This is a genomic window from Paraburkholderia sp. BL18I3N2 (assembly GCF_003001875.1).
In the GTDB taxonomy this organism is placed as follows: Bacteria; Pseudomonadota; Gammaproteobacteria; order Burkholderiales; family Burkholderiaceae; genus Paraburkholderia; species Paraburkholderia phytofirmans.
Window position 1 is genome coordinate 372,780 of the sequence record NZ_PVNC01000005.1, and the last position, 25,435, is coordinate 398,214.

General features: G+C 63.7%; 23 protein-coding genes. 13 read left to right on the plus strand and 10 right to left on the minus strand.

All coding sequences use genetic code 11. From position 1 onward, the window contains the following. The first annotated feature begins 205 nt into the window (after positions 1 to 205). A complete protein-coding gene (locus tag B0G75_RS17145) occupies positions 206 to 748 on the plus strand; it encodes a group III truncated hemoglobin (RefSeq protein ID WP_106307707.1) in 543 nt (180 codons plus the stop codon). 156 nt (positions 749 to 904) lie between these two features. Here B0G75_RS17145 and moaE read toward each other — a convergent pair whose 3' ends face one another. From moaE to B0G75_RS17175, 6 genes are all read right to left on the minus strand, one after another. Further along, complete coding sequence (gene moaE / locus B0G75_RS17150) at positions 905 to 1,381, minus strand: molybdopterin synthase catalytic subunit MoaE (protein ID WP_106307710.1); 477 nt, start codon at positions 1,379 to 1,381, stop codon at positions 905 to 907. A 42-nt stretch (positions 1,382 to 1,423) separates the two neighbouring features. Beyond that, the gene (gene moaD / locus B0G75_RS17155; protein ID WP_106307713.1) at positions 1,424 to 1,681 is read right to left on the minus strand and encodes a molybdopterin converting factor subunit 1; all 258 of its coding nucleotides are present in this window, start codon (positions 1,679 to 1,681) and stop codon (positions 1,424 to 1,426) included. A gap of 30 nt (positions 1,682 to 1,711) precedes the next feature. Then, the gene (gene glp, locus B0G75_RS17160; RefSeq protein WP_258194515.1) at positions 1,712 to 3,001 is read right to left on the minus strand and encodes a gephyrin-like molybdotransferase Glp; all 1,290 of its coding nucleotides are present in this window, start codon (positions 2,999 to 3,001) and stop codon (positions 1,712 to 1,714) included. Positions 3,002 to 3,296: 295 nt separating this feature from the next. Further along, positions 3,297 to 4,748: a threonine synthase gene (gene thrC, locus B0G75_RS17165; RefSeq protein WP_106307715.1), complete on the minus strand. Its 1,452-nt coding sequence runs from the start codon at positions 4,746 to 4,748 to the stop codon at positions 3,297 to 3,299. A gap of 9 nt (positions 4,749 to 4,757) precedes the next feature. Then, entirely contained in the window at positions 4,758 to 6,089 is a 1,332-nt protein-coding gene (locus B0G75_RS17170) for a homoserine dehydrogenase (RefSeq protein ID WP_106307718.1), read from the minus strand. Positions 6,090 to 6,187: 98 nt separating this feature from the next. Continuing rightward, positions 6,188 to 7,438: a pyridoxal phosphate-dependent aminotransferase gene (locus B0G75_RS17175; protein ID WP_106308047.1), complete on the minus strand. Its 1,251-nt coding sequence runs from the start codon at positions 7,436 to 7,438 to the stop codon at positions 6,188 to 6,190. Between the two features lie 405 nt (positions 7,439 to 7,843). Between B0G75_RS17175 and B0G75_RS17180 the strand changes: the two genes are divergently transcribed. The 12 genes from B0G75_RS17180 (at position 7,844) to B0G75_RS17235 (ending at position 21,583) form a co-directional block, all read left to right on the plus strand. Further along, complete coding sequence (locus tag B0G75_RS17180; protein ID WP_012432818.1) at positions 7,844 to 8,218, plus strand: Mth938-like domain-containing protein; 375 nt, start codon at positions 7,844 to 7,846, stop codon at positions 8,216 to 8,218. Between the two features lie 378 nt (positions 8,219 to 8,596). Beyond that, a complete protein-coding gene (locus tag B0G75_RS17185; RefSeq protein ID WP_106307721.1) occupies positions 8,597 to 10,360 on the plus strand; it encodes a glycosyltransferase family 39 protein in 1,764 nt (587 codons plus the stop codon). Between the two features lie 25 nt (positions 10,361 to 10,385). Beyond that, positions 10,386 to 10,757, plus strand: coding sequence for a multidrug efflux SMR transporter (locus tag B0G75_RS17190; RefSeq protein WP_106307724.1), 372 nt, complete (start codon positions 10,386 to 10,388; stop codon positions 10,755 to 10,757). Between the two features lie 248 nt (positions 10,758 to 11,005). After that, positions 11,006 to 12,157: a DegT/DnrJ/EryC1/StrS aminotransferase family protein gene (locus B0G75_RS17195; protein ID WP_106307727.1), complete on the plus strand. Its 1,152-nt coding sequence runs from the start codon at positions 11,006 to 11,008 to the stop codon at positions 12,155 to 12,157. A gap of 6 nt (positions 12,158 to 12,163) precedes the next feature. After that, positions 12,164 to 13,216, plus strand: coding sequence for a glycosyltransferase (locus tag B0G75_RS17200; protein WP_106307730.1), 1,053 nt, complete (start codon positions 12,164 to 12,166; stop codon positions 13,214 to 13,216). Continuing rightward, positions 13,213 to 14,148, plus strand: a complete 936-nt coding sequence (locus B0G75_RS17205) for a formyltransferase (protein ID WP_106307733.1) — start codon at positions 13,213 to 13,215, stop codon at positions 14,146 to 14,148. Before B0G75_RS17200 ends, B0G75_RS17205 begins: the two co-directional genes overlap by 4 nt. Beyond that, the gene (locus B0G75_RS17210; protein ID WP_012432812.1) at positions 14,145 to 15,191 is read left to right on the plus strand and encodes a bifunctional UDP-4-keto-pentose/UDP-xylose synthase; all 1,047 of its coding nucleotides are present in this window, start codon (positions 14,145 to 14,147) and stop codon (positions 15,189 to 15,191) included. The genes B0G75_RS17205 and B0G75_RS17210 overlap by 4 nt, the downstream gene beginning before the upstream one ends. Before the next feature lie 10 nt (positions 15,192 to 15,201). After that, positions 15,202 to 16,095: a polysaccharide deacetylase family protein gene (locus B0G75_RS17215; protein WP_106307736.1), complete on the plus strand. Its 894-nt coding sequence runs from the start codon at positions 15,202 to 15,204 to the stop codon at positions 16,093 to 16,095. A gap of 144 nt (positions 16,096 to 16,239) precedes the next feature. Then, complete coding sequence (locus B0G75_RS17220) at positions 16,240 to 16,701, plus strand: peroxiredoxin (RefSeq protein ID WP_073426815.1); 462 nt, start codon at positions 16,240 to 16,242, stop codon at positions 16,699 to 16,701. A gap of 352 nt (positions 16,702 to 17,053) precedes the next feature. After that, positions 17,054 to 18,904, plus strand: coding sequence for a PhoH family protein (locus tag B0G75_RS17225; RefSeq protein WP_106307739.1), 1,851 nt, complete (start codon positions 17,054 to 17,056; stop codon positions 18,902 to 18,904). A 206-nt stretch (positions 18,905 to 19,110) separates the two neighbouring features. Beyond that, positions 19,111 to 20,421: an NlpC/P60 family protein gene (locus tag B0G75_RS17230; RefSeq protein WP_106307742.1), complete on the plus strand. Its 1,311-nt coding sequence runs from the start codon at positions 19,111 to 19,113 to the stop codon at positions 20,419 to 20,421. Positions 20,422 to 20,776: 355 nt separating this feature from the next. Further along, positions 20,777 to 21,583, plus strand: coding sequence for an SDR family NAD(P)-dependent oxidoreductase (locus B0G75_RS17235; RefSeq protein WP_106307745.1), 807 nt, complete (start codon positions 20,777 to 20,779; stop codon positions 21,581 to 21,583). Between the two features lie 58 nt (positions 21,584 to 21,641). Here the strand turns inward: B0G75_RS17235 and B0G75_RS17240 are convergent, their stop codons facing one another. The 4 genes from B0G75_RS17240 to rplI form a co-directional block, all read right to left on the minus strand. Further along, positions 21,642 to 22,652 carry an inorganic phosphate transporter gene (locus B0G75_RS17240; protein ID WP_106307748.1) on the minus strand — a complete coding sequence of 337 codons (1,011 nt, stop codon included), beginning with the start codon at positions 22,650 to 22,652 and terminating at the stop codon, positions 21,642 to 21,644. After that, positions 22,652 to 23,278, minus strand: a complete 627-nt coding sequence (locus B0G75_RS17245) for a DUF47 domain-containing protein (protein WP_012432805.1) — start codon at positions 23,276 to 23,278, stop codon at positions 22,652 to 22,654. Before B0G75_RS17245 ends, B0G75_RS17240 begins: the two co-directional genes overlap by 1 nt. A gap of 139 nt (positions 23,279 to 23,417) precedes the next feature. Continuing rightward, entirely contained in the window at positions 23,418 to 24,803 is a 1,386-nt protein-coding gene (locus tag B0G75_RS17250) for a replicative DNA helicase (RefSeq protein ID WP_012432804.1), read from the minus strand. Between the two features lie 160 nt (positions 24,804 to 24,963). Beyond that, positions 24,964 to 25,416, minus strand: coding sequence for a 50S ribosomal protein L9 (gene rplI, locus B0G75_RS17255; protein WP_106307751.1), 453 nt, complete (start codon positions 25,414 to 25,416; stop codon positions 24,964 to 24,966). Positions 25,417 to 25,435 lie beyond the last annotated feature (19 nt).

The following is a 25,435-nucleotide window of genomic DNA, read 5'->3' on the forward strand; positions in this document are numbered from 1 at the left end:
CTACGCATATTTTCCAATTCTGCGCAGACAGGCGGAGTGCGTGATTCGGCAGTAATGGTAACGTTTCCTGCCTGGGGCATTCATACGAAAAGCGGGGTATTCGCATCCTACTTCCGCACGTTCGGGCTCAATTCGAGGCTATTTCCGACGTTGCGTGGCACCTTGTGGCGATCCGCGATGCATCGCTGCACTTTTTGGAACCTGCATGAACCCGTCCTTCCCTGCCGCGCCCGTGGTCGAGCGCGCCGCCGAGCCCACCGAGGCGAATATCCGCGACCTCGTCTACGGCTTCTACGACCGCGTGCGTGCCGATACGCTGCTTGGTCCGGTCTTCGAGGCGACGCTGGCGGGCCGCTGGGACGATCACCTGCCCAAGATGTGCACCTTCTGGGGCAGCCTCGTGCTGGGCGCCAAGCAATACCGCGGCAACGTGCAACAGGCGCACCAGCCGCTCGAGGGCATCGAGCCGCAGCATTTCAGCCGCTGGCTGTATCTGTTTCTGGACACGGTCGAATCGCGTTATCAGCCGGCTGCGGCGGTGCGCTTCATGGAACCGGCGCTGCGTATCGCGCAAAGTCTGCAGTTGAGCCGTTTCGGCTGGGACTACAAGATCCCGGACGAGCAACAGGCGTTGCTGGACCGTGTCGCGCCGAAACGGCGTGCGCGCGACGGTGAGGATGGCCACGCGGCGCGGCCGCCCGGCGAGCCGTTCCCGACGCGGATCGTCGGCCGGGCGCGGGACGAGTGAGACAGCCCGGTTCTGGCTGACGGCCGCTTTGAACCGCTACGACGGCACGGCGTGAAGTGTAGCTGGCATCCACAGCCTTGGAAGCGTTTCAGACCGGCGTGTGAGACGCGCCAAGACGCTCTCTGACCCGCAGATCGACACGCCCATACCCGCGCCCTATTCCACCGTCCGATTGCCTGACTCGATGCCCCAACGGGCGAGCGCCGCGTCGTCGGTAACGCGCGCATCGACCCAGCGCTCACCGGCCTCGGTCTTTTCTTTCTTCCAGAACGGCGCCTGGGTCTTCAGATAATCCATCACGAATTCGCACGATGCGAAGGCTTCCCCGCGATGCGCGGCCGTGGTCGCCACCAGCACGATCTGGTCGAGCGGATAGAGCTTGCCGACCCGATGCACGATCGACACCTCGATGCCCGGCCAACGCTCGCGCGCGCTCACGATGATCGCCTCCAGCGACTTCTCCGTCATGCCTGGATAGTGTTCGAGCTCCATCGTCTCGACCGTTTTGCCGTCGTTCAGATCGCGCACGGTGCCGACGAAGCAGGCCACGGCGCCGACCTTGGGATTGCGCGCGCGCAACGCGGCGACCTCGGCGGTGAGGTCGAAGTCTTCCGTCTGGACGCGAACGGGCATCTAGGGCTCCTATACGGTTAAGCGGCGTTGTGGCGTGGCGGTTCAGCCGCCGGTAACGGGCGGGAAAAACGCGACTTCGCAGCCTTCGGTGACGCGAGTGCCGGCGCCGGTCATCACGTGGTTGCAGGCCATGCGCAGCGCGCGGCCTTCGGCCAGCGTGTCGGCCCAGATGCCGCCGCGCACGCGCAGCCACGCGCGCACATCGCCGACGGTCGCGATGCCGTCGGGCAGATCGACGGCTTCGTCGGCCAGCTCGAGCGCTTCACGCACGCTCGCAAAATATCGGAGTTGAATCTTCATCGGGATGCCGCCGGTGCTTGCCGGCCTCGCTCAGTTCAGCAATTCGGAAAAAGGAATGAAGCGCACGGTCTCGCCGGCGCTTATCGCGTGATTCGGCGGATTGTCGATCAGACCGTCGCCCCACACTGTCGACGTCAACACGGCCGAACTCTGATTCGGAAACAGATCGAGGCCGCCGGTCGGGTTGATCCGCGCGCGCAGGAATTCGTTGCGGCGGTCGGCCTTGCTCTGCGTGAAGTCCGCCCGCAGCGACAGCGCGCGCGGCGCGACCGTCTGCACACCGGCCAGGCTGAGGATGAACGGCCGCACGAACAGCAGGAAGGTGGCGAAGCTGGACACGGGATTGCCCGGCAGGCCGATAAAGAAGGTTTCTGCCGCGGCCGGGGCTGAAGCCGAAGCCGACCGCTCCGCCACGGTCTCACCGCGCCGCGCCGCGCGCCGCACTGCACCGAACGCAAGCGGCTTGCCCGGCTTCATCGCGATCTGCCACATCGCAAGCCGCCCCTCCGCTTCCACCGCCGGCTTCACGTGATCCTCCTCGCCCACCGATACACCGCCACAAGTCAAGATCAGGTCATGCGCCTCGGCCGCTTCGCGCAGCGTCGCGCGGGTCGCGTCGAGCTTGTCCGCGACGATGCCGTAGTCGGTGACCTCGCAACCCAGCTTCTCCAGCAGGCCGCGCAGCGTGAAACGGTTCGAGTTGTAGATCGCGCCCGGCTTCAGCGGCTCGCCGGGCATGGTGAGCTCGTCGCCCGTGAAGAACACGGCCACCTTGACGCGCCGCCGCACCGCGAGTTCGGCACAGCCGACCGAGGCGGCCAGTCCCAGCGCCTGAGGCGTGAGCCGCGTGCCCGCCGGAAGAATGACCGAACCGCTGCGGATATCCGCGCCCCGCGCCGTGATCCATTCGCCCGGTTGCGGACTGTGCAGGATCGCGACGTCCGCGCCGGCGGCTTCGGTTTGCTCCTGCATGACGATCGCGTCCGCGCCGGGCGGCACCGTGGCGCCGGTGAAAATGCGCGCGGCCGTGCCGGGCTTCAGCGGCTCCGGCGCGCGACCTGCCGGAATGCGCTGCGAGACCGGCAAACGGCTGTTGCCCTGCGCCGTCAGATCCGCCGTGCGGATCGCGTAGCCGTCCATTGAACTGGTGTTCATCGGCGGGACGTCGAGCGGCGACGTGACGTCGGCCGCAAGCACGCGGTTCAGCGCTTCCAGCGTGGGGATCGACTCGGTGCCGGCAATCGGGCTCGCTGCGCTGAGCAGAGTCGCCAAGGCATCGGCGGTGGCGAGCATCGGCGCGCGGGGCGTGGGTGTGGACATCTCAGGTCTCGAAGCCGCAGGTTAAAAGAATATTGTAGCGGTCGAAGCAGATAGCCTGGGCGCTCTGGGGTTGTGCGGGCATTTTTGGGATTCGAGCGCTTGCCCCGAGGTTCCGCGGCAAGCGTCGTTTTGCCGGAGCGCATGGTGCGCGTCTGTTTGCACAGAGCGTGTGAAACAGCGAACGCAGGTACATCGCGTGCCGCTCGCAAAACTGGCGGCGCACATGGACAGCGTGCAGCGCATCAGAAAGTCGGCGTGAGCCGCGGAACCGCTCACGCTGAACGACAGCCGCGGCTTACGCGCCCGCGTTCGCCACAATGAAGTCCTTCACGCGCTGCACGTCCGCCGGCAGCACTTCGAAACGCTGCGGGAGCGCCTCCAGGCCCGAAAACGCCGCGGGTCTCTCCGGCTCGCGCAACAGCGCTTCGCGGATCGTCTCGCCGAACTTGATGGGTTGCGCCGTCTCCAGCACGATCATGGGAATGCCCGGCTGCAGATGTTCGCGCGCCACCTTCAGGCCGTCGGCGGTGTGCGTGTCGATCATCGTGTCGTAACGCTCGAACACATCGCGGATGGTGTCCACGCGGCTGTCATGGCTGCTGCTGCCGGACACGAAACCGAACTCCCGCACGCGCGCGAAATCGCCGCCCGCCGCAAGGTCGAAGCCGCCCTTCTCTTCGACGTCGCGGAACAGTTGCAGCACGCGCGCCGGATCGCGGCCGAGCAGATCGAACACGAAACGCTCGAAGTTCGAAGCCTTCGAAATATCCATGCTCGGACTGCTGGTGTGATACGTCTCGGCCGCCTTGCGCACGCGGTAAATGCCGGTGCGGAAGAACTCGTCGAGCACGTCGTTTTCATTCGTCGCCACGACCAGCTTCTCGATCGGCAGGCCCATCATGCGCGCGATGTGACCCGCGCACACATTGCCGAAGTTGCCCGACGGCACCGTGAACGACACGCGCTCGTCGTTCGACTTCGTGGCCGCGAAATAGCCCTTGAAGTAGTAGACGACCTGCGCCACGACGCGCGCCCAGTTGATCGAGTTGACCGTGCCGATCTTGTACTTCGCCTTGAACGCGTGATCGTTCGAGACGGCTTTGACGATGTCCTGCGCGTCGTCGAACACGCCTTCAACGGCGATGTTGAAGATGTTCGGGTCTTGCAGGCTGTACATTTGCGCGGTCTGGAACGCGCTCATCTTCTTGTGCGGCGACAGCATGAACACGCTGATGCCCTGCTTGCCGCGCATCGCGTATTCCGCTGCGCTGCCGGTATCGCCCGAGGTCGCGCCGAGAATGTTCAGCGTTTCGCCGTGCTTGGTGAGCGCGTATTCGAACAGGTTGCCGATCAACTGCATCGCCATGTCCTTGAACGCGAGCGTCGGACCGTTCGACAGCTCCAGCAGCGACAGCGGCGCGCCGTTCTCGACGCCCAGCGTCTTCAGCGGCGTGATCTGCGCGGCGCTTTCGTCGTCGCGCACGTTGCAGTACGTGGCCGCCGTGTACGTCTTGCGCGTGAGCGCGCGCAGGTCTTCGGCGGGAATGTCGTCGCTGAATTTCGACAGGATCTCGAAGGCGAGGTCCGCGTACGGCAGCGTGCGCCAGCGCGTCAGTTCGTCGGCGCTGACACGCGGATACTCGGCCGGCAAATACAGGCCGCCGTCTTTCGCGAGACCGCCCAGCAGGATGTCGGAGAAGGTGTGGCGCTCGCCGGCTCCGGCGCCGCGCGTGGAGAGATAGTTCATAAGTTCAGCCTAGTTCAGCGCTTCCATGCGCAGCTTCGTGACTTGCGAGACAACGGTCTTCAACGCTTCGATCGTTTTGATCGCGGCGTTGACGTTCTTTTCAACCGTTTCGTGCGTAATCAGGATGATGTCGGTCTCGCCCTTGCCGTTCGCGTCGACCTGCTCCGATTCCTTCTGCAGCAGCGCGTCGATCGAAATGCCGGTGTCGGCCAGAATGCGCGTGATGTCGGCCAGCACGCCGGTCACGTCCGCCACCCGCAGACGCAGGTAGTAGCCGCTCGTGACTTCGTCGATCGGCAGGATCGGGGTGCTCGACAGGCTGTCCGGCTGGAACGCCAGATGCGGCACGCGATGCTCCGGGTCGGCCGTGTGCAGACGCGTCACGTCGACCAGATCGGCCACCACGGCGGAAGCGGTGGGCTCAGCGCCCGCGCCCTTGCCGTAATAGAGCGTGGTGCCGACCGCGTCGCCGTGCACGACCACCGCGTTCATCGCGCCTTCCACGTTGGCCAGCAGACGCTTTTCCGGAATCAGCGTGGGATGCACGCGCAATTCGATGCCTTTGTCGGTACGGCGCGCGATGCCGAGCAGCTTGATGCGGTAGCCGAGTTCCTCGGCATATTTGATGTCGATCGCCGCGAGCTTGCTGATGCCTTCGACGTAAGCCTTGTCGAACTGCACCGGCACGCCGAACGCGATCGCGCTCATGATGGTCGCCTTGTGCGCGGCGTCCACGCCTTCGATGTCGAAGGTCGGATCGGCTTCGGCGTAGCCCAGTTCCTGCGCGGCTTTGAGCGCGGTCGCGAAATCGAGCCCACGGTCGCGCATTTCCGAAAGAATGTAGTTCGTCGTGCCGTTGATGATGCCCGCGATGTACTGGATGCGATTGGCCGTCAGCCCTTCGCGCAGCGCCTTGATGATCGGAATGCCGCCCGCCACCGCCGCCTCGAACGACACCATCACGCCGTTGGCGCGCGCTGCTTCGAAGATCTCCGTGCCGTGCACCGCGAGCAACGCCTTGTTGGCCGTGACCACGTGCTTGCGGTTCTTGATCGCGCGCAGAACGAGGTCGCGCGCCACGCCCGTGCCGCCGATCATTTCGGCCACGATATCGATCGACGGGTCGTCGACCACCGCGTTGAAGTCATCGGTCAGCGCCACGGTGCTGGCTTCGCTGCCGAGCGCCGCGGTCGCCTTGGCGGGATTGCGCACGGCAATGCGCGCAATCTCGATGCCGCGGCCCGCGCGGCGTTTGATTTCTTCCTGATTGCGGCGCAGTACCGTGAAGGTGCCGCTGCCTACCGTGCCGAAGCCCAGCAGTCCAACTTTGATCGGTTCCATGCAGCGTGTGTTTTCGAGTAGATGATTAAAAGGGAAACGGGTGGCGCCCGGCGGACGGCGCGACGCGGTGGGAGCCGCGTCGTACGCTCTATTGTGCGCTAGGCAGAGTGACGCTTGCGGTAACCGTCGAGGAAGCGCGCGATCCGGTTGATGGAATCCGCGAGATCGTCCACGTTCGGCAGGAACACGACGCGGAAGTGATCCGGCGTCGGCCAGTTGAAGCCGGTGCCCTGCACGAGCAGCACGCGCTCTTCCAGCAAAAGGTCGAGGATGAACTGCTGGTCGTCCTGGATCGGATAGATCTTCGGGTCCAGACGCGGGAACATATACAGCGCCGCTTCGGGCTTCACGCAGCTCACGCCGGGGATCGCCGTCAACATGTCATACGCGAGTTCGCGCTGTTTGTACAGGCGCCCGGTCGGTACGATCAGGTCGTTGATGCTCTGGTAGCCGCCGAGCGCGGTCTGGATCGCGTACTGGCCCGGCACGTTCGGGCACAGGCGCATGGAGGCCAGAATGCCGAGCCCTTCGAAGTAGTCTTTGGCGTGACGGCGGTTTTCACCGGCGGTCAAACCCGAGATGAACATCCAGCCGGCGCGATAGCCGCACGAACGGTAGCTTTTCGACAGGCTGTTGAAGGTGACGGTCAGCACGTCTTCGGAGAGCGCCGCCATCGACGTGTGCTTCTTGCCGTCGTAAATGATCTTGTCGTAGACCTCGTCGGCGAAGATCACGAGGCCGTGCTGGCGGGCAATCTCGATCAGGCCGAGCAGCAGTTCGTCCGAATACAGCGCGCCAGTGGGGTTGTTCGGGTTGATGACCACGAGCGCGCGCGTGTTCGGCGTGATTTTCGCGCGAATGTCGTCGAGGTCGGGCATCCAGCTATTCGATTCGTCGCAGATATAGTGCACCGGCGTGCCGCCCGACAGGCTTACGCCGGCGGTCCACAGCGGATAATCGGGCGCGGGCAGCAGCACTTCGTCGCCGTCGTTCAGCAGCCCTTGCAGCGCCATCACGATCAGTTCGGAGGCGCCGTTGCCGATGTAGATGTCGTCCAGCTCGACGCCATGCACGCCTTTTTGCTGCGTGTAATGCATGATCGCCTTGCGCGCGGCGAACACACCTTTGGAATCGGAGTAACCCGACGAACCCGGCAGGTTCAGGATCATGTCCTGAATGATTTCGTCCGGCGCCTCGAAGCCGAAGGGCGCGAGATTGCCGATGTTCAGCTTGATGATGCGGTGGCCCTCTTCTTCGAGCCGCTTCGCATGTTCGAGGACTGGCCCGCGAATGTCGTAGCAGACATTCAACAACTTGTTGGATTTGAGAATCGGTTTCACGGCGGGCACTTCATCCTGGTTGATGGCGGGGGCGAACAGGCGTGCGTTCCTCGGGCGCACCAGCGGTCAATTGCACCGGTACAGCTGCGAGAAGAACCACACAGACAAATGCAGACGAAAGCGGCCGAAAGCGGGCAAAACCAGGCGGGTAGCCGGTGGGCCGCGCCCATGGACTCAGCGCGGCTTGTGGCGGCACATGAGCGAGGGGCGCCGCGAGGCGGCTAAAAAGTTATAATTTAGCGGATTTTGGCCGACTTCCGCAATGCACCAACCGCAACGGCAAGCCTTTTCGGCCGCTTCTGTCCCGCTAGTACCCCATGCGCGTGTCCCACTCGCGTCGAATCGCCCTGCCCCGGCTGCATCGGTCAGGCCGCCCACACGCATGATGTCTCACGACGACTTCGGAAAACCAATTTGAAACTACATCAGGATTCGAGCGGCGCCCTCAATACCGTTACCGGCTACGGCGCCGACTATGTCGAAATCAATCTGGTGCGCCACTCGGGCAGCATTCTCGTGCTGCCGGACGCGCCGGTCATCGCCTGGCCCGTCTCCTCTTTCGAGCAGTTGAGCGCCGAGCACTTCGCCATGCTGATCGACGCCGCGCCCGAAGTGGTCGTGTTCGGCAGCGGCGAACGGCTGCGCTTTCCGCATCCGCGGCTGACCGCCGCGCTCACCGCGAAGCGCATCGGCGTCGAGACGATGGACTTCAAAGCCGCCTGCCGCACGTACAACATTCTGATGGCCGAGGGCCGCAAGGTCGCCGCCGCGCTGCTGATCGAGGCCTAGAGCCCGGGCGGCGCAGGCCTCGTACGCGCGGTTTACGATGCGCTGCGAGGCCGCTGCGCGTCCGTATCTGACGCGTTCGCGCGGCCGGGCTGAACTGCGCGCCCTGGCCGCGTCGCGGCCGATAACGTACACTGCGCGCCATTGATTGCTGGACCGGCAGCTTGAGCACGCCCGCGCGAGCCGAGAGGGATCTGTCGACGGAAGGCGCCGCAGCGCCGCCGTCGAAGCCGACGGCGCGAGGCAAGGCAACCAGAACGCGGCGCGAACAGTCTGATACAAGCCGCCGGCCGCCTCGCGGACAGCCGCGTCCAACCGGTCGCCATTTCCGAACAACACCGCTTCGCCGCCTGCGCGGCGTCGCCATAAAGGTTGAAATCCATGAACGATACGCCGACGAGGCTACCGCTCAACCGCACCACGATTCTGCTGCTGGTGCTGGCCCTTGCCGTGATCTGGTTCGTGCCGCTCGGCTGGCGCCATCTGCTGCCTAGCGACGAAGGCCGCTACGCCGAAATGGCGCGCGAGATGTTCGTCACCGGCGACTGGATCACGCCGCGCTACAACGGCTACAAGTACTTCGAGAAGCCGCCGCTGCAAACGTGGGCGAACGCGCTCACGTTCGCGTGGTTCGGCATCGGCGAATGGCAGGCGCGTCTTTACACGGCGCTGACGGGCTTTGCCGGCGTGCTGCTGGTCGGCTTCACCGGCGCGCGCGTGTTCAACACGGCGACCGGCGTGTTCGCGGCAATCGTGCTGGCGACTTCGCCGTACTGGAACCTGATGGGCCACTTCAACACGCTCGACATGGGCCTGTCGTTCTGGATGGAGCTGACGCTGTGCGCGCTGATGCTCGCGCAGCGCCCCAACCTTCCGACCGGCAGCGTGCGCGGCTGGATGTGGGTGTGCTGGGGTTCGATGGCGCTGGCCGTGTTGTCCAAGGGCCTCGTCGGCGTGATCCTGCCGGGCGCGGTGCTGGTGCTTTACACCGTGATCGCGCGCGACTGGGCCGTGTGGAAGCGCCTGCATCTGATCGGCGGCCTGATCGTGTTCTTCGTGATCGTCACGCCGTGGTTCGTGCTGGTGCAGCAGCGCAACCCGGAATTCCTGAACTTCTTCTTCATCGTCCAGCAATTCAAGCGCTATCTGACACCTGAGCAGAACCGTCCGGGGCCGTTCTATTATTTCGTGCCGGTGCTGATCGTGGGCTTTCTGCCGTGGCTTTCGGTCACGCTGCAGAGCGTGCGTCACGCGTGGCGCCTGCCGCGCCAGCCGAACGGCTTCGCGCCGGTCACGCTGATGCTGACGTGGACCGTCTTCATCTTCCTGTTCTTCAGCGCGTCGCACTCGAAGCTGCTGTCCTACACGCTACCGATCGCGCCGCCGATCGCGCTCCTGATCGGCATGTATCTGCCGCTCGTCACGCGCGACCAGTTGCGCCGCCATCTCGCCGGTTATGCACTTTTTCTCGTAGTCGCCGCGTTCGCCGCGCTGTTCATGTCGCGCTTCGGCAGCGCGCGCAATCCGGCCGAACTGTACGCCGAGTACCGCACCTGGGTGCTGGCGGCGCTGGCCGTCGCCTTCGCGCTGACGCTCGCCGCGTTGTGGCTGAACCGCCGCAGCCGGGCCGGCAGCCTGGGCGCCGTCGCCACCTTCGGCGCGGCGTGGCTGCTGCTCGGCACCATCGCCGGCACGGGTCACGACGTGTTCGGCCGCCTGAGCTCCGGCGCGCCGCTCGCGCCGGCCATCAAAACCGAGATCGCGAAGTTGCCGGCGGATACGCCGTTCTACTCGGTCGGCGTGCTCGACCATACGATGCCGTTCTACGTCGACCACACCATGATCATGGTCGAGCATCCTGACGAACTGGCCTTCGGCGTGTCCGTCGAGCCGCAGAAATGGATCCCCTCCATCGATGCCTGGGTCGAGCGCTGGAAGGCCGACCGTTACGCGCTTGCCCTGATCCCGCCGCAGACCTACGACCGCCTCCTCAAGGAGGGCCTGCCGATGCAGATGATCGCCCGCGACTCGCGTCGCGTGGTGGTGGAAAAGCCGACGGCCACGCCCGCTTTGCCCGGCGCGCCCGTCGCCGAAGCGCCGGCACCGACGCCGGCGTCGGCCCCGGTAGAAAAAGCACAACAATGACCCCATATCAGGATCTAACCGTTCGATGAACCCGATTTCCCTCTTTTGCATTCTTGCTGGCGTTACGTTGAACGCCGGTGCGCAGTTGCTGCTCAAAGCCGGTACGAATGCCGTTGGACACTTCGAATTCAGCCGTGCGAACATCCTGCCCATCGCCTTTCGCCTGGCGACCCAGCCGCCGATCATCGGCGGGCTGGCCTGCTATGTGGTCAGCGTGGCAGTGTGGGTCATCGGGCTGTCGCGGGTGGACGTGTCGATCGCCTATCCGATGCTGTCGCTCGGCTACATCGTCAATGCGTTCGCGGCATGGTACCTGTTCGGCGAAGTGCTGTCGGTACAGAAGCTGATCGGCATCGGCATCATCCTGGTCGGCGTGGTGGTGCTGGCGCGCAGTTAGATGCCTGGGTCCGGCGGCAACGAGGTGCCGGACACAATTTATTACTGTTTCTCGCCAGCGCCGACTGGGGAAGATGCAGACGGCAAAAGATACCGTAAGCGGAGACCCCGGCCGGCTAAGGAATTTGTAAGGTTGACCACGGTATGCTGTGCGGTTGCGCCCTTTTTCGCCGCGGCCCTGGGTTTTGCGCATAGTGTGGTGTCCTGCGCGCCCTTCGGGTAGCGCCCCTTCAATCGAGCGAAGCATTCATGACCCAGTCAACAGTCCCGTTTTTGCCCTTTGTCAAACCCGAGATCGATGAGGAAACGATCCAGGGCGTCGCCGACGTGCTGCGCTCCGGCTGGATCACCACCGGTCCGCAAAACCAGAAGTTCGAAGCGGCGCTTTCCGAGTTCTGCGGCGGGCGTCCGGTGCGCACGTTCAATTCCGGCACGGCGACGCTGGAAATCGGCCTGCGTATCGCCGGCGTGGGCGAAGGCGACGAAGTGATCACGACGCCCGCCTCGTGGGTGTCGACCAGCAACGTGATCTATGAAGTCGGCGCGACGCCAGTGTTCGCCGACATCGACCCGGTCACGCGCAATATCGACCTCGATCTGCTCGAAAAAGCCATCACGCCGCGCACCAAGGCGCTGATTCCGGTGTATCTGTCGGGCCTGCCGGTCGACATGGACCGCCTCTACGCCATCGCCCGCGCGCACAAGCTGCGCGTGATCGAAGACGCGGCGCAAGCGTTCGGCTCGACGTGGAAAGGCGAGCGCATCGGCAAGCTGGGCGACATGGTCTCGTTCAGCTTCCACGCGAACAAGAACCTGACCTCGATCGAAGGCGGCGCGCTGGTGCTGAACAACGAAGAGGAAGCGATCCTCGCGCAGAAATACCGCCTGCAGGGCATCACGCGCACCGGCTTCGACGGCATGGACTGCGACGTGCTGGGCGGCAAGTACAACCTGACGGACGTCGCCGCGCGCGTCGGCCTCGGCCAGCTGCCGCATCTGAAGCGCTTCCTCGCGCAGCGCCGGAAACTGGTGCGCGCGTATTTCGCCGGTTTCGAAGGCGGCGCGGCGGCAAAACTCGGCGTCGGCCTGCCGTTTGCTGACTATGAAAACAGCAACTGGCACATGTTTCAGATCACGCTGCCGCTCGACAAACTGTCGATCGACCGCGCCGGCTTCATGGGTCAATTGAAGGAACGCGGCATCGGTTCGGGTGTGCACTACCCGGCGATCCATCTATTCTCGCTGTATCGCGCGCGCGGCTTCAAGGAAGGCATGTTCCCGCATGCGGAGAAGTTCGGCGCGACCAATGTCACGCTGCCGCTCTTCACATTGATGAACGAAGGCGACGTGGAGCGCGTGTGCCGCGCGGTCAATGAAATTTGCGAACAATACGGAAAATAAGCGGAAATGATTTATTCGGAACATCGCGCTGCAGCGTCGGATACGCCGGAAGTGTCGGTCATCATCCCGGTGTACAACGAGGAAGCCGGTCTGGCCGCGCTGTTCGCGCGCCTGTATCCGGCGCTCGACGCGCTCGGCACCGGTTATGAAGTGATCTTCATCAACGACGGCAGCCGCGACAAATCCGCCGCCCTGCTCGCCGAACAGTTCCGCGCGCGTCCCGACACGACGCGCGTGATTCTGCTCAACGGCAACTACGGCCAGCACATGGCGATTCTGGCGGGCTTCGAGCAGTCGCGCGGCGAGATCGTCATCACGCTCGACGCCGACCTGCAGAATCCGCCGGAAGAAATCGGCAAGCTGGTCAACAAGATGCGCGAAGGCTTCGACTACGTCGGTACGATTCGCCTGCAACGCCAGGACAGCCTGTGGCGCCGCAAGGCCTCGCGCGCGATGAACCGGCTGCGCGAGCGCATCACCCGCATCAAGATGACCGACCAGGGCTGCATGCTGCGCGCGTATAGCCGGCACATCATCGACACCATCAACCGCTGCGGCGAAATCAACACGTTCATTCCGGCGCTCGCCTACACCTTCGCGCAGAATCCGGTGGAAATCGAGGTCGCGCACGAAGAGCGTTTTGCCGGCGAATCGAAGTACTCGCTGTACTCGCTGATCCGCCTGAACTTCGACCTCGTGACCGGCTTCTCGGTCGTGCCGTTGCAATGGCTGTCGTTCATCGGCGTGATCCTGTCGCTCGGCTCCGCGGCGCTCTTCGTGCTGCTGCTGATTCGGCGCTTTATCATCGGCGCGGAAGTGCAAGGTGTGTTCACGCTGTTCGCTATCACCTTCTTCCTGCTCGGCGTGATCATCTTCGCGCTCGGCCTGCTCGGTGAATATATCGGCCGGATTTATCAGCAGGTGCGCGCGCGTCCGCGCTATCTCGTGCAGACCATTCTTGAGCAGCGCGACGGCACGACCGTGACCGAAGCGCCGCGCCAGACCGTCGTGCAAGCCGTGCAGGCCGCGCCGCTCCTCGATCAGGGCCCGAATCCATGAAGCCACGCGCCGTCGTATTCGCGTATCACAACGTCGGCGTGCGCTGCCTGCAGGTGCTGCTCGCGCGCGGCGTGGACGTAGCGCTCGTCGTCACGCACGAAGACAGTCCGAGCGAAAACATCTGGTTCGGCAGCGTCGCCTCGGTCGCGGCCGAGCACGGCATTCCGGTCGTCACGCCGAACGATCCGAAGAGCCCCGAGCTGCGCGCCGCGGTGAGCGCCGCGCGCCCGGATTTCATCTTCTCGTTCTACTACCGCCACATGTTGCCGGTCGACGTGCTGGCGCTCGCCGCACGAGGCGCTTACAACATGCATGGCTCGCTGCTGCCGAAGTACCGCGGCCGCGTGCCGACCAACTGGGCGGTGATTCACGGCGAAACGGAAACCGGCGCGACGCTGCATGAAATGGCCGCCAAGCCGGACGCTGGCGCGATCCTCGCGCAAACGCCGGTGCCGATCCTGCCCGACGACACCGCCGCGCAAGTGTTCGACAAGGTCACCGTGGCCGCCGAGCAAACGCTGTGGCGCGTGCTGCCGTCCCTGCTGGCGGGCGAAGCGCCGCATCTGCCGAACGATATCGCGCACGGCAGCTATTACGGCGGCCGCAAGCCGGAGGACGGCCGCATCGACTGGACGCAAACGGCGCAGCAGGTCTACAACCTGATCCGCGCGGTCGCGCCGCCGTATCCCGGCGCCTTTACAGATATCGGCGAGCGGCGTTTCATCGTCGCGCGCGCGCGCCTGGCCGCGCCCGGCGCGCTTCGCTCGGATTTGCCCCCGGGCCTGCACGTAAGCGATAATGCCGTTTTCGCGATATGCGGCGACGGCCGCGCGATCGCCATCCACGAATTGCGGCACCAGCACGACGGCAGCGAGTCTGTCGTCACTCCGGCCGAATTTGCCCAGCTCATCCAAACTCCCCGTCATCAATGAAAAAAGTCCTGATTCTGGGTGTGAACGGCTTCATCGGCCATCACCTGTCCAAGCGCATTCTCGAAACGACCGATTGGGAAGTGTTCGGGATGGACATGCAGACCGAACGTCTGGGCGACCTCATCAATCATGAACGGATGCACTTCTTCGAAGGCGACATCACGATCAACAAGGAGTGGGTCGAATATCACGTCAAGAAGTGCGATGTGATCCTGCCGCTGGTCGCGATCGCCACGCCCGCCACTTATGTGAAGCAGCCGTTGCGCGTGTTCGAACTGGATTTCGAGGCGAACCTGCCGATCGTGCGTTCAGCCGTCAAGTACGGCAAGCACCTCGTGTTTCCGTCCACGTCCGAGGTCTACGGCATGTGCACGGACGAGCAGTTCGATCCGGAAGAGTCGCAACTGTCGTACGGCCCGATCAACAAGCCGCGCTGGATCTACGCCTGCTCCAAGCAGTTGATGGATCGCGTGATCTGGGGTTACGGCATGGAAGGCCTGAACTTCACGCTGTTCCGTCCGTTCAACTGGATCGGCCCGGGCCTCGACTCGATCTACACGCCGAAGGAAGGCAGCTCGCGCGTGGTCACGCAGTTCCTCGGCCATATCGTGCGCGGCGAGAACATCAGCCTCGTCGATGGCGGCGCGCAAAAGCGTGCGTTCACGGACATCGACGACGGCATCGGCGCGCTGATGAAGATCATCGAGAACAAGGACGGCGTCGCCACGGGCAAGATCTACAACATCGGCAACCCGACCAACAATTTCTCGGTGCGTGAACTCGCGCACAAGATGCTGACGCTCGCCGCCGAATTCCCCGAATACGCGGACACGGCCAAGCAGGTGCAACTGGTCGAAACCTCGTCGGGCGCGTACTACGGCGCGGGCTACCAGGACGTGCAAAACCGCGTGCCGAAGATCGACAACACGATGCAGGAACTCGACTGGGCGCCGAAGTCGACCTTCGACGAAGCGCTGCGCAAGATTTTCGAAGCGTATCGCGGCCACGTCGGCGAAGCGCGCGCGCTCGTCGAACAGCAATAAGGGCTGATCCTTGGCTCGCATCGTCCTGAAGATCGACGTCGACACGCTGCGCGGCACCCGCGAAGGCGTGCCGAATCTCGCTCGCATTTTCGACCGCTTCAAGGCGCGCGCCACCTTCCTCTTCAGCCTCGGGCCCGACCACACCGGTTGGGCCATGCGGCGCGTGTTGAGGCCGGGCTTTCTGAAGAAGGTGTCGCGCACTTCGGTGGTCGAACACTACGGCGTCAAGCAGCTGATGTACGGGGTGCTGCTGCCCGGTCCGGACATCGGCGCCAAGGCCTCGGCGGAGATGCGCGCGATCCATGAAGCCGGCTTCGAATGCGGCATTCATACGTGGGATCACGTGTACTGGCAGGACAACGTGCGCACGAAAGATCGCGCATGGACCGCGGCGCAGATGCAGCAAAGCCACGACCGCTTCGTCGAAGTGTTCGGCGCGCCGCCGGTCACGCACGGCGCGGCCGGTTGGCAGATGAACGGCCACGCATTCGAACAGATCGACGCATGGGGCATGCACTACGCGTCCGACGGGCGCGGCCACTCGCCGTATCTGCCGGTGGTCGGCGGCCGCACGCTCTCGCATGTGCAGATGCCCACCACGCTGCCCACGCTCGACGAAGTGCTCGGCGTGGACGGTGTCGAAACGCACAACGTCGCCGCATGGATGTTGAAGCACACGGAAAACAATCCGCACGACCAGGTGTTCACGCTGCACGCGGAACTCGAAGGGCAAAAGCTCGCGCCGATCTTCGAGCAGCTTCTGGAAGGCTGGCGCGCGCAAGGCCACACCTTCGCGACGATGGGCGATTACTACGCAACGCTAGACCGCAGCACGCTGCCATCGTACCCTGTTACGTGGGGCGAAATTCCAGGGCGCTCCGGCGAGCTGATTGTCCAGCCCTGACTGGTCGATCCGCAGCCGGCCCTGACGATCCGTCCGCCGCGCGAGAGCATGCCGCGCGCCGGCCGCCCCATCCCCCCAAAGTCTCGATGCCAGGCCGACGCCGCCGCATTCATCCGGCGCAGGCCATCACAACCGGAGAACCTCGTGCCCATTGCAGTCGACCAACCCATCCCCGACTTCACCGCCCCTGCTACTGGTGGCGAGATCACGCTGTCCAAGCTGCGGGGCAAGAAGGTGGTGCTGTATTTTTATCCGAAGGACAACACGCCGGGCTGCACGACCGAAGGTCTGCAGTTCCGCGATCTGTATCCGAAGTTCAAGAAAGCCGGCGCGGAAATTCTCGGCGTGTCGCGCGACAGCCTGCGCTCGCATGACAACTTCAAGGCAAAGCTCGAATTGCCCTTCCCGCTGATCTCGGACCCTGAAGAAACGCTGTGCGCGCTCTTCAACGTCATCAAAATGAAGAAAATGTATGGCAAAGAGGTACGGGGAATTGAACGCTCCACATTCCTCATCGACGCTGAAGGCGTGCTGCGCCAGGAGTGGCGCGGCGTGAAAGTGCCGGGCCACGTCGACGATATTCTGGAGGCTGTACAAGCGCTTTGAGGCGCGTTATATTGGGTTGCAATGAGTGCCTGTCCACCCCAAATTTTTGCCGCTGCGCCAGACTTGACGGCCGCTTCCCGTTTCCTGGGTTCCGTCGGAGTCGCGAGGTGCAACGCGAGCACTGTAGGCGAGCCGCTTGCCCCGTACGCCGGGGCGGCGGCTTTTTTAATTGCGCGCAGCCGTTCGTTCACTCGGCCGCGCGCATCCGTTAAGGAGCCGATCGAAGACCAGGCGAACCGGCATCTCTAGACCGAATGCGCGCCTCCGGGCGCAATCTGCGTGCGCACTCACTGGCACCGGCAGAATGCGACAGGCGGCGCACGATATGTGACCCGAATAATCGAGGGAAACCATGCCTTTGCCTACCCCCCCCAGCAAGCTCGGCAATCTCCTGCCGCCTGACGAATACAAGGCCAAAGCCGCCAGCCCGGCGCGCTCTGCCGCGAAGAAACAGGCGGTGGTTGGGGAATCCGCAGAGTCGGCCGACTACGGCCGCGCGAACGTCGCCACGCCGATGGCGCACGCCGCCAATGCCGCGACCACCTTGCGGCCCGTGCCGGCATCGTCGGCTGCCGCTGTTGTGTCCGCGTCCGCTGAACAGGCTGCTCCGGCGCGTGGTCGCAAGACGAAGCAGACCGCCGCACTGCTGCAACCGGTTCCCGCCAGCCGTCCGCAAGCCGAGCCGGCTGCGCAACCTGTCGTCGCCCGCGCGCCGACCGCGAAGCAGGCTGAAGCGAGCACGCCCACGGCTGCCGCGCCGAGCACGCGCGGCACCACCAAGAAACGCGGCGCTGGCACCGAGCCGGTTGAAATGCAGAAGCTTTTCGTGCTCGACACGAACGTGCTGATGCATGACCCGAGCTGCCTGTTCCGCTTCGAGGAACACGACGTCTATCTGCCGATGATGACGTTGGAGGAACTCGACAACCACAAGAAAGGCATGTCGGAAGTCGCGCGCAACGCTCGACAGGTGAGCCGCACGCTCGACGCGCTGGTGGCGAACGCCGGCAATATATCCGACGGCATTTCGCTCGCGCGTCTGGGCAGCCGCGAGGCTTCCGGGCGTCTGTACTTCCAGACCAAGCTCAACGCCATTGAGCCGGTGGAAGGTCTGCCCGAAGGCAAGGCCGACAACCAGATCCTCGGTGTGGTGCGCGCGTTGCAGCGCGACCGGGCGGATCGTCAGGTCGTGCTGGTGTCGAAAGACATCAACATGCGCATCAAGGCGCATGCGCTCGGCCTGCCCGCTGAAGACTATTTCAACGACCAGGTGCTCGAAGACAGCGATCTGCTGTATTCCGGCATCCGCGCGCTGCCGCAGGATTTCTGGACCAAGCACGCGAAGGGCATGGAGAGCTGGCAGGACACCAAGACCGGTACGACGTACTACCGCGTAACGGGTCCGCTGTGCGCCTCGATGCTGGTCAACGAGTTCGTCTATCTGGAGCCGCAGAACGGCGAGCCGGCGTTTCACGCGTTGGTGCGCGAGCTGAACGGCAAGACGGCGCTGCTGCAGACCTTGCGCGACTACGGCCACCACAAGAACAACGTGTGGGGCATCACGGCGCGCAACCGCGAGCAGAACTTCGCGCTGAACCTGTTGATGAATCCGGAGATCGACTTCGTCACGCTGCTGGGTCAGGCCGGCACCGGCAAGACGTTGGTGGCGCTCGCCGCCGGTCTCGCACAGGTGCTGGACGACAAGCGCTACAACGAGATCATCGTGACGCGCGCGACGGTGCCGGTCGGCGAAGACATTGGCTTCCTGCCGGGTACGGAAGAGGAAAAAATGCAGCCGTGGATGGGTGCATTCGACGACAACCTCGAAGTCCTGCAGAAAACCGACGACGCAGCCGGCGAATGGGGGCGCGCCGCGACGCAGGAACTGATCCGCTCACGCCTGAAGGTCAAGAGCATGAACTTCATGCGTGGCCGCACGTTCGTGGACAAGTACCTGATCATCGACGAGGCGCAAAACCTGACGCCCAAGCAGATGAAGACGCTGGTCACGCGCGCGGGTCCGGGCACGAAGATCATTTGTCTCGGCAACATTGCGCAGATCGATACGCCTTATCTGACGGAAGGCAGTTCCGGTTTGACGTACGTGGTGGATCGCTTCAAGGGTTGGGCGCACAGCGGGCATGTGACGTTGGCGCGCGGCGAGCGCTCGCGCCTTGCCGACTACGCATCGGAAATCCTTTAAGTTTCAGACCGTTAGCTTTAGCCAGAAGCCGCACCCGGAGTAATCCGGGCGCGGCTTATTTTCTTGACCCAGCGTTCTCGCCGGGCAACACTTAGCGCACGAACTTCAAGTAATTTGTCAAGAATTCTTGCCGGAGGAAGCACCCAAGGGCTACCATCCGGAAATCGTTCGCCGTTAAATGGGCGTTTACCGCTCTCCTCGTCTTTATGCGCCGACTCGCCTTTTCGCTGCTGATCGTTCTGCTGCTCGCCGCCTGTGCCGGCGCGCCGCAGAAAACGTCGTCGCGCTTGGGTAGCTCGGTCGTGGTGGCGAACGGCGCTTATCATGCTGCGCCGCCCGGCTTCCCGAATTTCGTCGATCACAGCATCGGCCGCGAGGAAATATCGATTCAGGCAATGAGTCTCGTCGGCATTCCATACCGTTGGGGCGGGAATACGCCGGATAGTGGCTTCGATTGCAGCGGATTGGTTCGCTATGTCGTCTTGCGTGCGGCCTCCGTGAACCTGCCGCGCACGACGGCCGACATGAGCGGGCGCGGCGAATCGATCGAGCCGGACGAGATCGCGCCGGGCGATCTGATTTTCTTCAATACGACGGGGCGCGCGCATTCGCATGTCGGCATTTATGTGGGCAAGCTGCGCTTCGTCAACGCGCCGTCGACCGGCGGCACCGTGCGGCTGGACTATCTGACCAATCCTTATTGGGCCAAGCGTTTCGACGGGATCCGCCGCGTGGCCGGCCCGGCCGCGACGCCGGCGCCGTTCGACACACCGAGTTATCAGGCGGCGGCGCCGCAGCCTGAACGTGTCGTTTCGCCGGGGGCGCAGACGGCGCCAGCGTATGCGAGTGTGACCGGTGTGGCTGGCGTGGCTGGTACTGCGGCGACTGCGGGTGCGGGTGCGGGTGCGGGTGCGGGTGCGGGTGCGGGTGCGCCAGCGTATGCGCGTAAGGCGGCGACCGTGGCGCCGACGTCGGCAAAGATTGCTACACAGCCGCCGCCGGTTTATGCCGCTGGCGCGCTGCAGCCCCAACCCCAATGGCAGCAGACAGCGCGCGTCGCGGCAACGTCGCGCGCGCCGTCGACAATCGAGGCGCAATCGACAACGACCGCGGCCGCGCCGCAAGCCGATCCGTTCGAACCGCCACCGCCGGGACTGAGCGCGGCGCAGATGCAGGCGCGTGCTGCAGGCGCGGTGTCACCGACGCCGGTTCCGGCCGCTCAAGCTAGCGCCTTCGACGCCAACGTCGGCGCACCCGCTCAACGACAGGCGGCCGCTTCACGCACGGCGTCGCAGATGGCGGCCTCCCGTGCGCCCGATACAATCGACGCCGCCGCCGACGCGTTCGAGCCGCCGCCGCCCGCTTCCGTCGCCGCGCGCCAGGCTCGCCAGGCACAACAAGCCGATGAAAACAGCAGCGTGCAGATCATGCGGGCTTCGACGGGCGCGCGCGGCATGCCCGCGCCCACGCAAACCAACGACGACCCGATCGCCCGCTTCGCCAACGGCAATTTCTGACGCCGCGACGCGGGCTTGGCGCGCACAAGCGTAGATCAGCCGCTTCTGCGTCGATACTGTGCGACGTAGGCCGCCGCAAGCTTGCGTACGCAAACCCGGCGGCAACTTTCAGCGGTTCAGCATCACGCGGCGCACCATCGCCTCGCGCATCACAACTCGCACTTGGCACTCGAGACCCAGCCCAAATCGGGCCACCCGGCGTCGGTATTTCGTTATACGACCAGCCCGTCGGCGCACGGGCAAAGAGCGACGCTCAGTCGATCACGATCCTCCACCTCACCGCGACCCCACACACGACACCGCCCCCGCTGATCTGCTATCGTCATCGATATTCTTCCGACAGCGGGTGACGACGATGGATCTCGGGCTCAAAGACAAGGTGGTATTGATCACGGGCGGCAGCAAGGGAATCGGGTTCGCCTGCGCCCGCGCGTTCGCGCTCGAGGGCGCGAAAGTCGCGATCGTATCGCGCGATCCCGCCAACCTGGCGCGCGCTTACGAGCAGTTGAAGCAGGAAGGCCTGCACGTGCACCGAACCCGCGCCGATCTGCACGAACCGCACAGCGCCGCCGATATCGTCGAGGAAGTCAGCACCGCGGTCGGCCCGATCGACATACTGATCAACAGCGCCGGCGCCGCGCGCCGCTACGACCCGGAAACGCTCGACGCCGACGCGTTCCGCGCCACCATGGAAGCGAAATACTTCCCCTACATCTATCCCCAGCAGGAAGTACTGCGCCGCATGGCCGAGCGCGTCAAGGGCGGCAACGGCGGCGAGCCCGGCACGGTCGTCAACATCATTGGCATGGGCGGCAAGATCGCGAGCGATATCCATATTGCCGGCGGCGCCGCGAACGCCGCGCTGATGCTCGCCACCGTCGGCCTCGCCCACTATTACGCGCGTTACGGCATCCGCATCAACGCGATCAATCCCGGCGCGACCCTAACCGAGCGTATCGAGGAAGCAGTCAAGCTGGAAGCCACACAGCAAGGCATCGAGAGCGCGGAAGCGCTCGCGCGCGGGCAGGCCAAAGTACCGCTCGGACGCTATGCCAAACCGGAGGAAATTGCCGACGTTGCGCTGTTTCTGGCGAGCCGCCGCGCGAGCTATGTGACGGGCGCGATCGTCCCGATGGATGGCGCCAGCGCGCCGCTGATCTAGACGGCGCGCTTTACACCCAGACAGTTGGATAGCGCGGCGGGCAGCGCCGCCTCGCGCTTTACAGGAAACGGTGGCCGAGCCACCAAGCGGCACCGGAGAGCGCAGCGGAAGCCGGGATCGTCAGAATCCACGCCCACACGATGTTGCCGGCCACGCCCCAACGCACCGCGCTCAACTTCTGCGTCGCGCCGACCCCGACAATCGCGCCGGTAATCGTGTGCGTGGTGGACACCGGAATGCCGAGCCACGAGGCGGTGAACAGCGTGATCGCGCCGCCCGACTCCGCGCAAAAACCGCCGACCGGCTTGAGCTTGGTGATCTTCTGCCCCATCGTGCGCACAATGCGCCAGCCGCCGAACAACGTGCCGACGCCCATCGAAAGATAGCAGCCGCCGATCACCCACAGCGGCGGCGCATCCGCGAAAGACGATGCATAACCGGTCGCGATCAGCAGCATCCAGATAATGCCGATGGTTTTCTGCGCGTCGTTGCCGCCGTGACCTAGGCTGTACAAGCCCGCCGATACCAGTTGCAGGCGCCGGAAACGGCGGTCGACCTTGCTCGGCGGCGTGCGGAAGTAGATCCACGACACCGCCAGCATGAAGAACGAGCCGAGCACGAAGCCGAGCAGCGGCGAAATGAAGATGAAGGCCACCGTCTTCATCAGGCCGTCGAAGTTGAGCGAGCCCCAGCCCGACTTGGCGAGCGCCGCGCCCACGAGGCCGCCGATCAGCGCATGCGAGGAACTCGACGGAATGCCGTAATGCCAGGTGATGATGTTCCAGCCGATCGCGCCAACCAGCGCCCCGAAAATCACGTAGTGATCGACGATGTTCGGGTCGATTGTGCCCTTGCCGACGGTCGCGGCCACTTTCAGGTGGAACACGAAATACGCGATGACGTTGAAGGCCGCCGCGAAGGCCACCGCCTGCTGCGGCTTCAGCACGCCGGTCGAGACGACCGTGGCGATCGAATTCGCCGCGTCGTGAAAGCCGTTCATGAAGTCGAAAACCAGCGCGACGACGACCAGGCCGACGACGACCCAGATTGCGAGTTGTATCGATTGCATTATGCGTTTTCCAGCACGATGCCTTCGATGATGTTCGCTACATCTTCACACTTGTCCGTGATCGTTTCGAGCAATTCGTAGATCGCTTTGAGCTTGATCAGGGTCTTGACGTTGTCTTCTTCGCGGAACAGTTTCGACATGGCCGAGCGCAGCACGCGGTCGGCCTCCGATTCCAGACGGTCGATGTCCTCGCAGGCCTTCAGGATCTGGCTCGCCTGCTTCATGTCGGACAGCAGGCTCACCGCGAACTGCACGCGCTCCGAGGTTGCCGTGCAGATGTGCGCCAACTGGCTCGCCTCGGAGGTCACGGCCTGCACGTCGTACAGCGAAATGGCGGTGGCGACGTCTTCCATCAGGTCGAGGATGTCGTCCATCGTGGTGATCAGCTTGTGGATCTCGTCACGGTCGAGCGGCGTGATGAACGTCTTGTGCAGCAGGTCGATGGTTTCGTGCGTGAGCTTGTCAGCGGCCTTCTCGGCTTTCTGCACGTTTTGCTTATGAGTCTCGGCGTCCTGCAGGTTGTCGATCAGCAACTCGAGTTCGCGGCTTGCCGAGACGATGCACGTTGCGTGCGCATTGAAAATTTCAAAGAACTTGCCCTCGGTGGGCATAAATCGACCGAACATTGGGATCCCGAAAATTGGTCACATTATGGCTGACATAAAACCGCCACATTGTACCGTTGCGAGACCCGACCCGCACTTGTGAAAGCGGCGTTACAACGACGCTCCACTTATCGCTTCACTTCTGCGCGAATTTGCGTTTTTAGTCGCTGTAGAAATTCTGCGCGCCCGCAAAGTTGTCGAACTTCGTGAACTGACCATGGAACGTAAGCCGAACAGGGCCGATCGGACCATTCCGCTGTTTGCCGATGATGATTTCGGCCGTGCCCTTGTCCGGACTGTCCGGGTTGTACACTTCGTCGCGGTAAATGAACAGGATCACGTCGGCATCCTGTTCGATAGCGCCGGACTCGCGCAAGTCGGACATGATCGGCCGCTTGTTCGGGCGCTGTTCGAGACCCCGGTTGAGCTGCGACAAGGCGATCACCGGCACGTCGAGTTCCTTGGCGAGACTCTTCAGCGAACGCGAGATTTCCGAGATTTCAGTGGCGCGATTTTCACCTGACGACGATCCGCTCATCAGCTGCAAATAGTCGATGATGATCAGCCCCAGCTTGCCGCACTGGCGCGACAACCGGCGCGCGCGCGAGCGCAATTCCATCGGGTTCAGACCACCGGTTTCGTCGATGAAAATCTGCGCCTCGCTCATTTTCTGCACGGCATGCGTGAGCTTCGGCCAATCCTCGTCCGTCAGACGCCCGGTGCGCATACGGTGCTGATCCAGCCGTCCGACCGAGCCGAGCATACGCATGGTGAGTTGCGAACCCGGCATTTCCATCGAGAACACCGCGACCGGCAAGCCGTACTCGACCGCCACGTATTCGCCGATGTTCATCGAAAACGCCGTTTTACCCATCGACGGACGGCCAGCGACGATGATCAGCTCACCACCGTGCATGCCCGAAGTCATGCGGTCCAGGTCGACAAAGCCGGTTGGCGTGCCGGTCACGTCGCTCGGATTGGCCGTGTGATACAGCGTATCGATCCGCTCGACGACTTCCGTCAGCAGCGGCCCGATTTCGAGGAAGCCTTGCGTGCCGCGCGCGCCGTCTTCGGCGATCGAAAACACCTTCGACTCGGCCTCGTCCAGCAACTGGCGGACTTCTTTGCCCTGCGGATTGAAGGCGTCGGCCGAGATTTCATCGGCAACTGAGACCAACCGGCGCAGCACCGCGCGATCGCGCACGATTTCCGCGTAGCGGCGGATGTTGGCCGCGCTCGGCGTGTTCTGCGCCAGCGCGTTCAGGTAGGCGAGACCACCGACCTCTTCCGCCTTGCCCGAGGTGCCGAGCGCCTCGTACACGGTGATCACGTCGGCCGGGCGCGTGGCCGCGATCAGCTTGCCGATGTGCTCGAAGATGATGCGGTGGTCGTAGCGGTAAAAATCGCTCTGCGACAGGAAGTCGGCGATGCGGTCCCACGCGGCATTGTCGAGCAGCAGGCCGCCCAGCACCGATTGCTCGGCCTCGATCGAATGCGGCGGGACTTTCAGCGACTCGAGCTGGGGATCTTTGGACGGTGCGTTCATGGAGAGGAATTATCGGGGTAAATGCGCGCGGAGGGAAATCAAAAACCGAGCGTTCGAGCCGCCGAAAGCGGGCACAAAAAAGCAGGGGCCGGTTACCCGGCCCCTGCCTTTCGCCAGCAAACTCCTGGCAGATGCTATCTGATGCGTAGACGCGGTCGGCTTAGACGTGTTCACCGATCACAGCCACCGTCACATCGACGAGAACGTCGGTGTGCAGCGAGATCTGGACTGCGTGCTCGCCAACCAGCTTCAGCGGGCCTTCCGGCAGACGCACTTGCGCCTTTTCCACTGCGAAGCCTTGCTTGACCAAAGCTTCGGCGATGTCAGCGTTCGTGACCGAACCGAACAGACGGCCGTCGACGCCAGCCTTCTGATTGATCTGAACGGTCGAGCCACCCAGCTTTTCGCCTTGAGCTTGAGCTGCAGCCAGCTTTTCAGCGGCGACTTTTTCCAGTTCTGCGCGACGCACTTCGAATTCAGCCAGAGCTTCCTTCGTTGCACGGCGAGCTTGCTTGTTCGGGATCAGGAAGTTACGTGCGTAACCGTCCTTGACCTTCACGATATCGCCCAGGTTGCCCAGATTGACGACTTTTTCCAGAAGAATAATTTGCATTCGGAGACTCCTTATCGCG